The sequence below is a fragment of the bacterium SCSIO 12741 genome, assembly GCA_024398055.1.
Classification (GTDB): domain Bacteria; phylum Bacteroidota; class Bacteroidia; order Flavobacteriales_G; family Salibacteraceae; genus SCSIO-12741.
On record CP073749.1, the window covers coordinates 3767353 to 3782790 of the forward strand.

3 protein-coding genes are annotated in these 15438 nt (G+C 44.7%); all 3 read left to right on the forward strand.

The genetic code is table 11. The features are described 5' to 3' along the window. Position 1: 1 nt before the first annotated feature. Genes KFE98_16070 through KFE98_16080 form a run of 3 tightly spaced genes read left to right on the forward strand, consistent with a single transcriptional unit; the run spans position 2 to position 15158 of the window. Positions 2-5983, forward strand: a complete 5982-nt coding sequence (locus KFE98_16070; protein UTW61514.1) for a hypothetical protein — start codon at positions 2-4, stop codon at positions 5981-5983. Between the two features lie 26 nt (positions 5984-6009). Continuing rightward, positions 6010-8394 (forward strand): hypothetical protein, encoded by a 2385-nt coding sequence (locus KFE98_16075; GenBank protein UTW61515.1) that lies wholly within the window; start codon positions 6010-6012, stop codon positions 8392-8394. Further along, complete coding sequence (locus tag KFE98_16080) at positions 8331-15158, forward strand: hypothetical protein (GenBank protein UTW61516.1); 6828 nt, start codon at positions 8331-8333, stop codon at positions 15156-15158. Before KFE98_16075 ends, KFE98_16080 begins: the two co-directional genes overlap by 64 nt. Positions 15159-15438: the final 280 nt, after the last annotated feature.

Sequence of the window (15438 nt, forward strand, 5' to 3'; positions counted from 1 at the left end):
GATGATGTACAAAAAATTGTGGGCGATAGCCCTCGTATTGTTGCATGCCTACCAACTCTTTTTTCCAAGTATTTTACTGGCAGCGCATGGCAATGATTCCATGGGATCTCCCATTGGAGTCTCCCAAATGGTAGATGTAAAAACAGGTGATTTTAGCTATTCCATTCCGCTCATGGATGTGGAGGGTTATCCCGTCAACTTAAACTATAACGCAGGCATTAAACTGGAACAACAGGCCAGCTGGGTTGGCTTAGGGTGGAGTTTAACCCCCGGAGCGATAAACCGTCAAATGCGCGGCATTCCAGATGATTTTAAAGGAGATGTGGTGACCACCACCTTTAATCAGGAGGATAATTTGACTCGTGGCGGTGGATTGGATGTTGGAGTGGAGCTCTCCGGAGCCGGTGATATTCCCTTTTCCGAATCCAGTTTGGGTGTAGGCCTCGGTGCGAGTGCCTCGTTTAATAATTACACAGGTTTGGGCATTGATCGAAGTGTTTCTCTTTCGGCCAGTGTATCTCAAAAATTGCAGGCAGTTCCCCTCGGTTTTGGTGGTGGAATTTCCATGAACCAATCGGTTGGAAACCAAAGTGGAGTAACGAATGATTTCGGAGCTACGGTAGGAATGAGCTTTGGTCTTGGCCTGGGAGGAATTCCGGTTTTCGGAGGAGTTGGATTAGGCCGAAGTAGTAATTACAACAGCATAAGAGGATATGCAGTAGAAACCTCAAGTATTGGTGTGTCTATGTCCGTTCAGAGCGGAGATGCTGCCTACGGAACTTCTGGTGCCTTCAATACGGTAAACTTTCCTTCTCAAGCTTTGGCCTTTACACCCGGTACTCCTTTATCCCGTATTTCGAAGTCCTTTGCCTTTAAGATTTCAGCCGGGGGAGAGTATTACTCAACCTATCCTTATGTAGGGGTTAACTACCGAGAGGTGGTCGATAAGTTGATTGGCAATACCCTGGAAAATCCGGGCTATGGTCAAATGTACCTCGATCAGGTTCCCGAAGTGGATGAAGAAATGGCTTTGCTCGATTTTAACCGGGAAGCAGAGGGTGTCGTGCGACATGAAACCACGGTTCTCCCATTTTCCTACAATACGGACGATGTATTTATGATGAGCTCGGCCATGGGTGGAATGAGCTTTCGTACCAAACGTTCTGATGTTGGTGAGTTTCGTAATCCCGTGGCAATTGTTGAGGGGAATACTTCTGAATCGGAAGCGGAATTTGGCGTTGGAATGTATGCCGAGTTTGGTACAAACTTTTCTGAGTCCAAAACATTTGGAGTAAACACTTCCTGGAAAGAGGATTTTGGCTTAGAATCTGATTTGAAGTTTTCACCGAAGGTTGATGGAAGCCAGTATGAGCCTTATTATTTTAAGCCTGCTGGAGAATTGACCCAAGCTCCTTCTATGTTTCAGGGATTTGGGTATACCGGAGCGGTAGCTTTTACCTTATCCCCGGGAGGTAGTCACAGTCCATCTACCTTGCTGACGAATGGGACTAATGCAGGCCCATTTAGACAGCCTCATAGAGAACAACGTTTGACCACGGTTCAAGCTATCGAGGCGGGTAGAGCAGGGGACTATTCTATTTTTGGAGGCATCATTAAGGATTGTAATGGATTTACCCAGACAGGCCTTCAGTTTAACTCTATTGACAAATTGGATAACACATCCCAAGCGGGTGCCAATAAACCACACCATATTTCCGATTTTCATATCATTCAACCTAATGGCTCCCGGTTATATTTTAGCCATCCGGTCTACAACCGGGTTAAAAAAGAGTATCAATTCAACGTAGAGGGTAATGGCTACGAAGTGGCCAAAGGATTGGTAAGCTACACGGCACAGGATGCGTCAACATCCAATAATAAAGGAGTTGATCACTACTTTCAGAAAAAGGATATTCCAGGATATGCGGAGCAATTCCTGATTTCGGGAGTTTTGAGTTCAGACTACGAAGACCGAACTCAAAATGGTCCCTCCAAGGATGATATTGGGCAATACACCCTGTTTAATTACTCTTTGGAAGAAACCAACTACAGGTGGCGTTATCCCTATCAAAAGGATTCGGCCTATTTTGATCCGGGCACCCGAGGAAAAATCCAGGACGATAAGGGAAGTTTTGTTTACGGAGAAAAAGAACTCTGGTACCTCCAGTCCATTGAATCGAAAAACATGATCGCTGAGTTCATTCTCAACGATGAGCTCGACCCGGATAAAATTCGGAAAGATGGTTTGGGTGTTTTGGGTGTACATGGAGGCCAAGATGCTACCCAGCGTAGAAGATACCTTCAAGAAATTCGCCTTTACAGTAAGGAAGACAAACTCAAGAATGGAGCCCAGGCACAACCCCTTCGTACTGTGGTGTTCCACTATAGTTATGATTTATGTCCTGGTTCTCCGGATAGCGATGCGAGTAATGGAGGAAAGCTAACCCTGGAATCGCTTGAGATTTTTGATTTTGAGTCCTTGGAATCTAAGGGGAAAGAGTACGCCTTTACCTATGGTTTTAATCCTGCTTACAAAGTAGGAGCGAAGGACAGATGGGGAAATTACATGCCCAACAATGCTTTGAGTTTTCCTATTAACTCCAATGGTTATCTATCCATGACTACTCGAACCAACAACGAGTATCCGTTTACTCCTCAAGCAGAATCTGATGCGAATAGCTATGCTGCGGCCTGGAACCTCTCTACCATAGAAACCCCAGGTGGTTCGGAAATCAAGGTGTACTATGAAAGCGACAATTACGCCTACGTTCAGGATCGAAAACCGATGCGTTTGTTTCAGGTTCTTGGATTCAAAAAAGGAGCCACGGGATTGATTGTGAATGAACTCTACGCCGCCCGAACTCCCTACCAATTTATGGTTGTGGATTTGGGAGATGAAGGAATTCCAAGTAATGCGGCAGATCCCGATCAAGAGTTTCGCGATCGGTTTTTAAGAGACAAGGGAAAGTTGTTGCCCAGCATTTATTACAAATTCTACGTAGAAATGGCCAATGGAAAATCCAGTACCCATGACGTAGTTAGCGGATATGCCAACATCGATGCCGATCATGCTAAGGTGTATGGACCTGTTCAAAATGGTTTTTACACCAAGGCCATTATACCGGTGAAGCCAGAGTCTGTACCCGAGGGCACTTTTAATCCTATAGCACGTATGGCCTGGCAATATGCGGGTGACTACCTGAGTAAATATGTCATCCCAGGATCTAACCTTCAAGGCGTTGGAGGGTTTGAAGCTTTTGTGCATGCCCTGGCTGGTCAACAAACGCAAAAGAGAATTCATCAACAGGGTTTTTACAAATACATGCGCTCAGAAGGGCACGGCCGCAGATTTAACTCCTTCCGTTCTTTCGTAAAACTTTTTGACAGCGATGGCATCAAATATGGCGGTGGACACCGGGTGGCCAAAATTACGGTAACCGACCACTGGGAGGACTTCTCGGATACCTATGGAACCGAATTTACCTATGCCGACCCTGAGTCGACCACACCGCTCACTTCCGGAGTTAATTCCAACGAACCGATGATTGGCGGAGAAGACAACACCTTGTTTCGCAATCATGCCGATTTATTGAGCCAGTATGCTTCCAGTTATGGTAAGACCAGTAAATCCTTTGTTGAAACTCCAATGGGAAGGAATGTTCTGCCCGGTGCACAAGTAGTGTACAGTTATGTAGAGCAAAAAAGCATCCAGAAAACCGGAGTATCTCTTAGCCGCACAGGCAGTATGGTGGATGAGTTTTACACCTCCAAGGATTATCCTATTTCCTATGATTTTACTCCAATTCAGAAATATGTAGAAGAGGCCGATCCTAAAGTGGGTTGGAACAAACGAGAGTCTAAAATAGACTACGTCGCTTCTCAGGGGTTTAGTGTAGTGCTCAATGACATGCATGGCAAACCCAAAAGAAAGGAATCGAGAGATGAAAATGGTAAGCTGGTTTCGTCGATAGAATACAAGTTTCGAAGTCAAAACAACCAGCTCAACAACCTTGTAAATACCCTTGATAAATGGGGTAATCTACAGCAGGAGGTCGCAGGAATTGACGTGTCTATCTGTGTGGATACCAGGCAAAACAATGTTGAGGTGGTCTCCGATCAGGACCAAAAGAATATTAACGTCATTCCATCTCCGGCCATTATTCCGTTTCCAATTCCTCTGATTACCTGGATGAAGTATCACTCCAAATCGACTGAAAAGCTGAAAACCATTACCCTTTCAAAAATTGTTCAGCAGTATGGAATATTGGAAGAAGTGATAACCTACGACGAGCGGGCCCGATTTAGTGCTCAAGACGTACTTTACGATCATGAATCGAGGGAAGCCATTGCGTCTACATCGACCAATTTCCTGAACACTTCCAGAGACCATTTAAACCTAAGATTTCCAGCCTATTGGTTCAAGGAATACCAGGCTTTTGGTCCGGCTTATCAAATGATGGGGCATTCGTTCACTGCCAATTCGGTGTCTTCGGATTCCATTGTAGATCTACGGCTAAAAGTTCCCGGAACGGTCTGTATCGCTCATGATGCGGTGAACGATGTTAATACCAAAGTTTGGGTAAGCAAGGATGACGATGGAACCTATAAGTTTATTCAGACCAATGGAACCCATTTTACCCCATCCAATCCTCAGGATTATGTTTACGAAGTAGTTAGACCCGGCCAGCAGAATCGCACCGGAGCCACGGTTCAATCCTTTAGCCTTTTGAAACCTACTGGAATGACTCAAGATGAGTGGTTTAAGCAAACGACGGTAGAGTCGGCCTTAGCGGGTAGTGCAATTACTTACATAGAAGACGCTCAGCTTTACAAGAAGAGCCTTTCAAGTAATTCGCAATGTTACTTCTCAAGTTCGGAGGATGAGCCAATTGTCAACCCTTTTCTCGTGGGAGTTAAGGGGAGTTGGAATATCCACGAGGTCTTTAACATGAACACCCTACGGGAATACCAAGGGGGCTATGGAAACAATCAACCGGTTTCCTTGAACTTGGAAACTGATGGAATCTCCTCTGTGATTGCTAAGTACAGCCTCACCGCTTTGGGTATGGAATATGAGCCAAGTAATGACGGGTGGATTAAGACCCTAACCCATACTCGCATCAATGCTTTAACAGGTGTGACGGAAAGCAAGAATGCATCCGGAAACTACAGTTCTAAGGTATTTGCGCATCAAGGGCAGATCAATTCCGGATTTGCAGCAGATGCACGTACCAACGAAGTATATGTAGAAAGCTTTGAGGATAAGAACCTGGAAAACGATGGAGAAAGTTGTTTTGAAGACCGATTGATCTATTCCAATGGTCTCTGGTACGACGGAACAACGCGAACCAATCATACTTTGGATTATTCGAATGCTCATACCGGAGCAGCTTCCTTAGCTGTTGATCCCGGGGAGTATATACAGCTCGAAATTCCGGAGCTGAATGATCGGTTTCAGGCCGTGGATTACCAAGTACCCTTTTTATTGACCGAGCCCAACCTCGATCAAGGAATTGCCTGGGATCCTAATGATCCAAAGGATTACCTGATCTCCTTCTGGGTAAAAATGGATGGAAATTTGGCTCCTTTTGATGCCAGTGCTATGGTAACTGCAAAGCAGGGTTCCGTAACCAAGAGCCTGACCAAGTATTACGAATCTACCTTAATCGATGGATGGAAGCAATTGACCTATCTGCTACCCAGGGATCAGTTCATCGGATCGACTGGGCTTTGGAGTATTCGATTCAACAACAATTGGTCAAGCAAAATCTACCTGGATGATGTTAAGATCGCTCCGGTAAATGCAAAGGTTCAGTCTGTAACGGTATCGCCGCTTTACGGTAGACAGGAGGCCCAATTGGACCCGGTTAATTTCAGTGTTCAATACATCTACAACACCAAAGGCGTAGTGTCTGAAATTTTCCGTGAAACCTCAGAAGGAAAAGTCACGATTTCCAGTATGCGAAACTCTATCGAAGATTAATATCCAACACAACTAGAAAATAAACCATGAGAATTTTATACAAAGCATGCAATCGCTACGCCCTAATGGTGAGCTTGCTTATCCTAACCTTGCGTTTGTTCGGAGCCCAAGAGGTGGCCGTAAAACGAAGTTATTTCTCTGTTAATGGTACTTCACCTGTTTTTGTACAGGATGATAAGTACGGTTATATGCAAAGCCAGGCCAACTGGCAGCAATCCTTTACCGATCGGCGAGTTACCAACACGGTAATTCTCGGAATAGACCATACTCGGCTACAGTCAACCAGTTCAACTCTGCAGGCCAGTGTGGAATTGGAAATTCGCGTCACAAAATGGAATGGAACATCCTTTTATCAGGAAATTCTTTCTCCGGTAAATTTAGAAGTGCAGTACAGCGCCACGGGAGATTACCAGAGTGAGGATTATTTCCGGTTTAAAGACGCTTATCAGGTAGTTGTAGTAGTCAATAATTCAACGAATGTAGGAGATGAGGCCCTTTACCTCGAGTCCAGAATTGAGTCAGAGCGCTATTATGATTATCAACTATCGAAGGTGCCGCCTCAGGATAGTATTTACCGGATTGTTTCTGATAACTGGGCCAAGGTATCCTGGCCATACATTCCAGGAGCCGAGGCTTATGATTTGGAATGGGCCTACCTCGATACGGTGAACAAGTCCAACATCGGGCAGCTTTCCTATGACTTTACCGAAAACGTAACCCGGGTAAGGGTTCATGCAAATGCCTATGAGGTTCCTTTGATTTATAACCAGGGAGTCGTCTTTTTCCGCTATAGACCGATTTACTACAATACCACCGATTACGGTATTTCAGTAGAAGGAAAATGGTCTACGGATAAGAGTGGCTTGGGCACCTCCAATAGCGCTTCTACCATGCTCGCTCTTGGAAATGGAAACTACAAGCCCTATGTGGTTTTGACAACGCCGTTTGATGCGGATCGAAATTGGGTAGCCCAATCCCTGTTTAATGAGAATGGGGTGAATATACTATCCACCAGTTTTTCCGATGGAATGGGAAGAACGCGTCAAAGCCAGGTATCCAATAGCGAGGAGCAACAAACCTTGGCGAGCAATGCCGTTTTTGACTCCGAAGGACGCATAGCCGTCACCATCTTACCGAGTCCCGTTAATCAATATGATTTTGCTTATATCGATAGCCTCGACATGCCCGAATCGCTCAATGCTGATGCTTATACCTACGAGCATTTTGAGTTGGATCAATACCTGGATACATCGGGGTCCTGTGCCTATAATTTTGTCAAGTTATCGGATACGGAATCCAAAGGTGCTGCCAATTATTTTTCCGAATACAACCCGGATAAAGAAGGGGCTCAAGCCTTTGTTCCGGATGCGGATAAAGTGCCTTTTCAGATTACCCGATACACACCGGATAACACGGGACGTGTACAGGAAACATCGGGCGGAATTGGAATGGGTTTTGAGCCGCTTGCCGGGCGCTCGGTTAGGTATATCTATGATCAACCGGCCAACGGTGATTTGGAGGATTATTTCCAATCCCAAAACCGAGGCGATGCTCAGTACTACAAGCGTAAACACGTAGTGGATCAAAACGGTCAGCGTCGCACGGTATACCAAAACATGCATGGAAATACAGTGCTCAGTATTCTGGCTGGCACACCACCACTCAATCTCATTAGTGTGGATGGATCCACGACTCAAACTCCCCGCGTAAATGACTTGACCGATTTTAACCAATGGATAGGGGATGAGTATGTTTCCAATTATTCGCGGATCATTGATCCGGGAAGGACTTATCAGGTAAACTACAGCGTGGATATACCCAGCTACAACACCACCTGTTCTAACACGCCAATTTGCTTCGATTGCGTTTATGATATCGAGCTCATTATCACCGCCCAGAACCCCTGTGTGGCCTCTGTGTACGATACGCTTTTTCAGGAGACCAAAAGAGCCGGTAAGTTTCGGGAGCAACTGAACAATTGCAATTCCAATCCTACCTACGCCTTAAATGGTGGAAGCAGTATCGTCCTGACTCCGGTCATTAGCAAGCCTACCACCTTGTTCATCACGAAACGCATTGTGTTGAACGATAGCATTGCAGAAGCTTATGCCGATTTCTACATGGAAGAAAGTGGCTGTGTACCCAACGCTGCGACTCTGTTTAAAAGCAAATTGTCGGATGTGTTGGCTGAAGCAGATAGCTGTATGCCGGATAAATGCGGAACGCAATGCGAAGATCAAATAGGAAGCTTTAGTGAATTTCTCCATACTGTTTCGCAGTACCAGGCCCCGGATTTGATACCCTCATTGAACCAGATACCAGTGCCCTGGATCTCATCAAATGGACTTTGGATGGTTCATTTACCTACAGCTACAATGGCAATACGATTGACGCCAAGTGGTCCTTTTTAACGGCGGATCAATGGGTAAGTATGTTACTGGGAACACTCGATGAACAGCTGGCCCTGGACCTTTGGAACAGTTATTATGCGGGTGTGTTGCCTCCCGAAACCCTTACCGGTTCGCGTTTTACGTTGTGGTTTAACAAGTACTTTGGGAATTACGATGACGACATTTTTTCCGGCTACTTTGCCGAAGTGTATGTCAGCATCATTGTGTATGATACGGCCACCGCGATAAACGATTACAACGTATTACTGACCAATTGCTACACCCTGTGTAATCGTGAAGTCAACATTCTTCCTACCCGCTGTGAGGAATTTGAAAATGCCTTCATTGCCGAACTGCGTCCGGGTGGATTTTATGGAGCGTACGATCATTCTACCTACAATGGGTCGGATAACAACAGTATCCTGAGTGATAACAATATTTTCAATTTTGATTACACCAGTGCAGCCGTTAACTACCTGGATGATAATGGAGTCCCTTATCCAGCAGGGCAGGGGCCAAGGTTTATGTCCAAGCAGGCTTTTGTGATGAATTTTAAAGAATCCTGGTCAAAAGCGATTTTTGCCTGGCTTCAGTCTAACAATGCGCTACCGGCCGAGGCTCAGTGCTTTTTAAATCTCTGTTCAACCGATGCAGATGTGTTTGAATATGAGGCTTATTTGCAAAGTGCCATGACCTATGATCATGCCTTGAAATTGCTTGTAGCCATTGATGATTCATTTAAGCTCTTGCAGCCGATAAGTACTTATGGTTCGGCCCTGTATCAATCGCCTTCATCGGGAATGGGAACCTTGCTTCATGATCCCTTGGAAAGCCATGCCACTATTGGTCCGCTCTTGTCCAGTTTTATGCAAAATGTGGATGGAACAAGTAATACCCATCTCTATGACTATGCAATAGAATTGGCGAGGCCTCAATCCACTACGACTTTTCCAAATTCCATGGGAACCAGTGATTGTTTTAAGGATAGAGAATGGCGTATTTTTAGAGATGCCTATTTGACCAAAAGGATGGAACTGATCAATGATCATTTCATGAATTGTGGATTGACCTCAGGCCTTTTACCCGATCGCTTATATAGCATCATGACCTCTCATGCCGAGGGTTCGGACACAAATTTGGCCAACCAAATGACCACTCCTGCAGGGCGACAGTCATTTTATGATCAAAACATTCTGGCCCCCTGTGAGAGCAATTGCGAAGATTTGGCTTCCCAATGGTTGGCACAGTTAGATCTTTCTGCTATGACCAATTTGGCGGATACCACGCCCTTGAAGGCGCACTTTGTAGCTCTTTGCAAGGCTTCCTGTAGTGAAACCACGCCTTATGGAGCATCTACGCTTCCTGCTACAGAGGATACTGTTTTTATCGATGACACCCCGGTTGATATCATTCCAACCTTCATCCCCATTACAGTTTGTTCGCCCCCAGGCCAGGTTCAGGTTTCTTCCTTTGGAGATATTCTGGATGCTTATGAAACTTGTGGATTATTGACACAGGGACCAGGCATGAATCCGTATTTAATCGAATCGGTGGATGGCTACCGGGATTCCATTGCCTATCCGATTTTGGATGTGTGTGGCTGCGACAAGGTTGCCCTCGCTCGTCTCGAATTTGATAACCTCAAGGCAGCGAATGATCTACCGGTAGGAGTGGCAAGTCCGAATGGCTATTTTGCGCATAAATATGGAGTTTGGTTAAACTCTTTTAGCGAAGCTGAATGCGCTTGTAATCAGGCTGGTGCCAATGTGACTGATCTAAATATTCCCGTTCCGGAAGGAGTAGGGTGCAGTGAATGTTTTGAATGCGATTCTCTCCTGGATAAGTACACCGATTTTTACCAGGAAGTATTTGGAACTACCACCTATTCCATTGGTGGAGAAGGTGATGATTACCTCTACGAACTCTTTAGCAATTACCTCAAGGTCCATCAGGAATCCATCCAGGCCGAGAGTGGTGCTTTGACCAGTTATGTCAAGGAATGTCACATGGCTAAGTTAGGCTGGTACTCACCTTACGGATTGAGTCCTCATGCTCAAAATTTGATTACCCTGTTGAATTACCTAAAGGATGAAACCGGATTGGCGGATGGAACGGAACATACTATACCGCTATACCACGATTACTACCGCAGCTCGTTATACCCCCATCCGTTAACCTTGAATTCGGAGGTTGATGCCACTATTAGTCATGACCTGGGCGGAAATGGGATCAATATTTACCTGCAAAATACCTCTACCGGAGGAATCATTAAGGACACTATTGATATCACCGCTTTTTATCCGGTTGGCGGAATACCTAATGATGAGTCCGATGTATTTAGCTTCGATGAATTTTGGGTAAACATGGGAAGCCCGAGGGCCAACGGTGATGCTCATAAATGCATATTGGTAGCGACCAACACAGGGAGCTCAGCTTTAAGCATTGCGGTAGAGACCTCTTACCCCATGTACCGTCGTTCCCAAAAGCCTGGAAATGATATTCTGGTAACCATCTGTCCGGACCGCTACAACGGTATGGAAAATGAGAATCCTTGCCTGGACATGATTATTGAAAATACGATGGCTGAGGTGGTCGATGAACTAATCGGTGAGATTGATGCCATACGAGATGCCTTCGTTCAAGATTACAAAGGTCAGTGTAAACTTCTCGAGGAGAATTATAAGCTGGTTTACGATGCGAATGAATACAACGCGTCTTTGTACTACTATTCAGCCGATGGTAATTTGGTTCAAACCATTTCCCCTAATGGAGTAGTGAATGGAGCTCCGGCGACCCATAGCTACAAAACCCAGTATCGCTACAACACGCTTAACCAAATGGTGGAAGCCATTTCACCTGATGCGGGTAGAAACCGATTCTGGTACAACAGCCAGGGGCAACTGGTTCTTTCCCAAAATGCGGAGCAGCGAACCGTTCAAACCCAAGGATCTTTGGAGTACTCCCAGTACAGCTACACCCGATACGATGATTTAGGAAGAATCGTTGAAATAGGTCAGCTAAATGCTGGAGTGGCCTACGATCCACAATTGGCAGCGGGATCTACACTCGAAGATTTACCCGCTGAGGTTCAGCAAGCCATTGTCGATCAAGTGAGCGTTTTAGCTGATTTGGATCAGACGATAAATGGAACCCAAGTGACGGTTTGGAATTACATGAGCAAGGAGCAAGTCACCTCTACCTATTACAGTGATGACCTATCTCCTAAAGTGGCCGGCTATTTTGGTTCCGAACCCCGTATGACCTTAGGACGGGTGAGTAGCGTTACGGTGGAAGAAAATTCAGATGGAGACGCCGAAACCTATGATTATGGGATTCATTTTGCCTACGATATCCATGGAAATGTAACTCGTGTGATCAACGAAAACACGGAATTGGAGTTCTTAGGTCAGAGTTTAAAGGAAATCCGCTACTCCTATGAACTGCTTTCGGGTAATGTTAACGAAGTGCAGTATCAAGCCCACCAGTTGGATGCTAAATATCACCGATATCTGTACGACCAAAACAACCGTATTCACATTGTGGAAACCAGCACCGATGGGGTGATCTGGCAAGAGGATGCCAAGTACGAATACTATCTTCACGGACCTTTGGCTCGAACCGAAGTAGGTGAGCAAAAAGTTCAAGGATTGGATTATGTGTACAATCTACAAGGCTGGATAAAGGCCATGAACAGCAACTCCCTGCAAGGAGCGAATGACCCTGGAAAAGACGGCGAGCTTGGAACCGCTTATAATTCTGATCCTGATATTCACCGTCAAATTGCCAACGATGTGTTTGGTTACGTGGTGGATTACTACCAGGGAGATTACAAAGCCATTGATGGGACCAAGCAGAACTTTGCAGCTACTCACGGAGGCAGTTACCAGTACAATAATGGTGGAATTACTTCACTCTACAATGGAAACATTGCTGCCTATTCACCCGGAATTACGGACTTGAATAATGATCCTTTGGATGCTTATGGCCGGGCTTATCGTTACGATCAGCTTAACCGTTTGAAATCGCAACAAGCTCATAAAACTGGTAATGATTTGGCATCCAATACCTGGACGAGTGCAGCAGCTACGAATGAATTTAAGGTAGAGTTGATCTACGATGCAAATGGCAACATTGAGAGTTTGCTGCGCAATGCCCACGGCAATACTCCGGCTATGGATGATATCACTTATACCTATGCCAACGGCAAAAATCAGTTAACGACCATTAGCGATGCCGAAGGATTGAAATTTGGTTCAGACATTAAGGCTTCCGGTACCGGTGGTTCTCAGTTCGTTTACAACAAAATCGGACAGGTGATCAACAATTCGGAAGACGAAATCGCCCATATTGAATGGAACCTTGATGGAATGATTACCCACATAACAAGAACTCCTAATTCGGAAAAACCGGACATTGAGTTTAGGTACGATCCTTTGGGCAATCGGATTGCCAAAATTGTAAAGCCTCGGATAGCGGGCTCAGTTTCTGATATTGGTCATTGGGATTATACCTATTATGTAAATGATATTTCTGGTGACAACATGGCCATCTATGAAACCGATATGGCGGAAGATGGTTCCTACGCCTGGTTCACGCTGGACTATCAATTCCTTTGCAACGGAAGGAGTCAACCCTTAACCCTGCAATTATCCAATGGAGGTACAAATGGGAATCTCTTTAATGGAATCCTACTTTGTGGCCGTGATTACAACATGGATGCTCTTCTTACCCAGTTTTTTACTGGCGAAGGGTTTACCGTAACTAAATCCGGCGATACCTACAACCTTTTCAAAGCAGAGGGCTGGACCTGGAGCAATCCTGTATTGACCGTGTGCATTGGTGGACATTGCTATACCCTGGAGTTACAAGTATCTTCTACTTATCAACTGGATTATAAGGTGAGTGAAAGAGGAATCTACGGCTCAAAACGGGTAGGAGTGGACAAATCGACGCGTCTTTTGGCTGAAAGCGAAATGATGTATTTGGAAAATGACGTTAAACTCAATGACGGAGATATCGGTAAACGCCGGTTGTACGTTACCGGTACAGAAATGGACATCACTTTCGCTGGAAGTGGAACCATGAACAGGATTACGGTTTATGATGGAGCCAACAATTACATGGCTCACCAGGATAACCTCTCCGGCACAACGGCATCGATGGCCAATGCCTTTTCCAACTATGTTAACTTGCCTCATATTTCCCAAGTACTTAGTGATGATCCGAATACTGCACGGTTTTATTCCGACGGAATTCAGTGGGCCACTAATGGCGGATATATTGAATATACCGCATCGGCCGATCTGTTTATTCGAGCTTCGGCATTAGACGAGTTGCAGCGCTTTAGACGAGGTTCCAGTGAAATGGGGCGTTCGGCCTACGAATTGAGCAATTACCTCGGTAATGTGAACAACGTGATCAGCAACCGCGCACTTTTTCAACGAGTGGATAACCTTGCTGTACAAGAAGATGTTGATTCTTATACGTTGAGCAACCAGGATTATGCGCACCAGAACATGGCCTATGACAACAGCACTGGTACCATCGGATCCTCTACGACCGGAGCCTATTTTAAAACCGATTTTCCGTTTAACCTGGGTTCAGGAGCAACCGGACAAGATCATGAATTGACTTTTGATCTGATTGTTAATGGAGTAGTGGAGTTGACCCTGTACGACAACCAGGGAACTACGCTGCAAACCGAGACTTATTCCAATACATCAGGGACAAAAACCGTGGTGGTTAATGTACCTGGAATTCACCTTGGGGTTCGTTGGGAGTTGGTAAGTGGTAGCTCTTTCTCCCTCAACAATATTCTGATTCAAACCATCAATCGCTTCAAGTTAGCCGAGGTGTTGCAGTATCAGGATTATTACCCCTTTGGGATGCCAATGCCCGGGAGAAAAGGGTGGTCCGGAAGTGGTCATAGATTTGGTTTTCAGAATCAAGAAGTTGATAATGAAATAGCCGGAAATGGTAATTCAATAGGATACAGATACAGAATGCACGATCCAAGGTTAGGACGTTTTTTTGCAGTTGATCCTCTGTCCTATTTTTACCCATGGAATAGCCCATATGCCTTTAGTGAAAATCGCGTTATTGACGGAATAGAATTAGAGGGTTTAGAACGTGTAAAACCAAAATTCAACGATCCGTATAAAAAATGCTTTAAGGACAGAGCAAGAAATACAATCAAATTTCAACTCTTTGAAATTGATGTGTTTAGTGAATTTAAGGTTAAGAAAATAGAGAAAGATTTTAGAGTCGAATTTGATTTTGATTCTGATGCCTATACCAATAATTCTAAGGCTGTGACAGAGGCATTTAGAGCTGCAAGATTTATTCGAAAAACACCGGATGGATTTACTGTTAAGATAAGCGGATCGACCATGCTCAGTGAAGGTGACCGAGGAGCAAATGGTTTTATAAATGGTAGTGTCGTGGCGAGTTTTACGGCGAAGGAATTGGCTGATGCCAGATCAGAAAGATTTCAAAATTCCATTTCGCAGTTTGGAATTAACCCTTCTGATATGCGAACGGGCGATCCAATCTACGATGCCAACAGAGCAGCTTTGATCACCATAAGTTATTCAAAAAGAAAACTCAAAACAAGGGTAAAGGTTAAGTTTAGACCAAGAATATGGAGGCATAAAGATACATCTGGTCCAGACTCGAAAGTTCACAATCGCAGAAAAGGACCAAAGTATCGAGGTAGAAAATTGAAAGGTTTTCGGAAAATGAAGAGAAGGCAAAATAAAAGTAAAAGAAAGGGGCCAAGTTTTTAAGATTGAGTGAATATTGGCAATTTGTTAAGAAGAATGATCTAACATCAAAAAACAAAGTAGCTTGACGGAGCAGCATGTGTTTTTACAAAGCTGAAACAAGAATGACTTGTTAGGCTATAATTGTGGTGTACAATCCCAAAAAGCCGTGTAGCAAAACCAATAAACTGGTAAGTGCTCACGGCTTTTTTTCGATTTAGAATTTGATTTCATCGAATTTAAATGGACGAATCGATAAGGAGTAACAGCATGCCCAATGGGAGGCAATTAAATATGAATCTGG

Coding starts and splice junctions, on each gene's coding strand:
- KFE98_16075 (UTW61515.1), top strand. CDS start 6,010: ATGAGAATTTTATACAAAGCATGCAATCGCTACGCCCTAATGGTGAGC.
- KFE98_16070 (UTW61514.1), top strand. CDS start 2: ATGATGTACAAAAAATTGTGGGCGATAGCCCTCGTATTGTTGCATGCC.